Genomic DNA, 1,900 nt, shown 5'->3' on the forward strand with positions numbered 1-1,900 from the left:
TGATCTCAAACTAAGAAAAAAGAAGCCGAAATACGCTTCTCTTCTTAGAGTTGGTCAAAAACTAAACAAAAAACAAATTGTGTGGGGAGCCTTGACAGTTTCGTTCATATCAGTTTAAGTGTAATACTTCACATTCTAATTTTATGTTATCACAAAGAAAAAACATGTTATGTTGTATATTTTAGAATTGACATGACCTTATATTTAAAATATACTGTCATTAACATATTACTGTTAATGACAGTGATGTGTTATTAACAGTATCGTGGCAACGAAGTGAATTTTTACATTTAAATTAGGAGGTTCTTTATTTAATGAAACATACAGGGAGACATACAGGTGCATTTCTTTTGCTGTTTTTAACAGAGGGAGATAACTATGGAGGGAAACTTCTGCAGAAATGTGAAGAAGAACTTCCCAGCAATCCAATTGATAGTGCCATCCTATATCGCACATTAAAAACATTAGAGAAAGAAGGTGCTGTTGAGTCTTATTTGGATACATCTGATCAAGATAAGCCGATAAAGATGTACAAGATAACTTCAGTCGGAAAAAGAAAATTAGAGGATTTTCAAATAGATATTGAGGAAAAACTTAAGAATTTATCATTTTTCTTAAACAAATATAAAGAATGGAAGGAGTCTAATTATGATTAATGGTGCTATCCTTTATGCTATAGCTATTATTCTTACCAGCATTTCTTTTATAAAAGATCGAAATAAAACAAAAGAAGCTCTATTAAAGTCATGGAAAAGCTTTCGTAATATTATACCTGACATGTTATCCATTATGCTTTTTGTTGGACTATCACTATCTATTTTAACGCCATCCTTAATTTCTTCAATCATTGGAGAAAAATCTGGATTGATAGGTATTGTTTATTCGACATTAATTGGATCTATTGCACTAGTCCCAAGCTTTGTTGTATTTCCTCTTGGACATACGTTAGTCCAAAATGGTGCAGGACTCCCTCAAGTAGCTGTATTAATGTCCACATTAATGTCCGTAGGAATCACAACTTTACCTATGGAACAAAAGATATTCGGGCGTAGTTTTGCCTATTCTCGTAACGCATCTGCATTGTTAATGTCTCTACTATTTTCATATATTATTTGGCTGGTGATGGTATGAATAAATTAAAAAGATATCGGTTCTTTTTGATTTTATTATTTGGGCTAATTATCCTTACTTTTATAAACCAATCAGTGGGATGGAACGCATTTCAATTAACAGGAAAAAGCATTTTAGATATGCTGTTTCTACTCCCTCCTGTCTTAATATTCGTAGGTTTGCTTGATAAATGGGTGGAGAAAGAAACACTAATTAGATATATGGGAGAAAAATCCGGCATCTATGGCATTTTGTTCTCCCTATTATTAGGAGTAATTGCAGCTGGTCCCCTCTACGTAGCTTTTCCAATTGCAGCACTTTTATTAAAAAAAGGTGCTAGTATACGGTACATTGTATTTTTTTTAGGAGTTTGGACAACTGCTAAATTACCAGTTATTGTATATGAATTCGCTTCATTTGGAGTTAAATTTACACTCATTCATATTTGTTTTGGTTTATTGTTTTTCTATTTAATGGGTATTATCTTTGAGAAATTTTATGACCATCAACAATTGCTAAAGTATGATATAACTAAAAACGAGTCATTATAGTTTGGGTTTTATTACCAATATATTGCTAAACATCAAAATAAGAGACACTGCCTTGTGAAATTTTTATACGTAAACAAGTTTTGACATAAAAAAGCCAATCTCCTGTAAGGAAATTGGCTCAGATTGTAGACAAAAGGCATCCGAATGAGCCCATTCGGGTGCCTTTTCGTTGAATTTTTGCTCGTAAGAGCAGAATTTAGACCTATCCCATCCATACTTTTAGGCCATTTCTGGACTTT

3 protein-coding genes are annotated in these 1,900 nt (G+C 32.5%); all 3 read left to right on the forward strand.

All coding sequences use genetic code 11. From position 1 onward, the window contains the following. The first annotated feature begins 314 nt into the window (after positions 1-314). The 3 genes from M5A78_RS24530 to M5A78_RS24540 are packed head-to-tail and all read left to right on the forward strand — an operon-like array spanning position 315 to position 1,661. Positions 315-656: a PadR family transcriptional regulator gene (locus tag M5A78_RS24530; RefSeq protein ID WP_248737880.1), complete on the forward strand. Its 342-nt coding sequence runs from the start codon at positions 315-317 to the stop codon at positions 654-656. Next, a complete protein-coding gene (locus M5A78_RS24535) occupies positions 649-1,131 on the forward strand; it encodes a hypothetical protein (RefSeq protein ID WP_248737881.1) in 483 nt (160 codons plus the stop codon). Before M5A78_RS24530 ends, M5A78_RS24535 begins: the two co-directional genes overlap by 8 nt. Beyond that, the gene (locus tag M5A78_RS24540; RefSeq protein WP_248737882.1) at positions 1,128-1,661 is read left to right on the forward strand and encodes a permease; all 534 of its coding nucleotides are present in this window, start codon (positions 1,128-1,130) and stop codon (positions 1,659-1,661) included. Before M5A78_RS24535 ends, M5A78_RS24540 begins: the two co-directional genes overlap by 4 nt. The last annotated feature ends 239 nt before the right edge of the window (positions 1,662-1,900 follow it).

The sequence above is a fragment of the Neobacillus rhizosphaerae genome (assembly GCF_937468385.1).
GTDB lineage: Bacteria > Bacillota > Bacilli > Bacillales > Cytobacillaceae > Neobacillus > Neobacillus rhizosphaerae.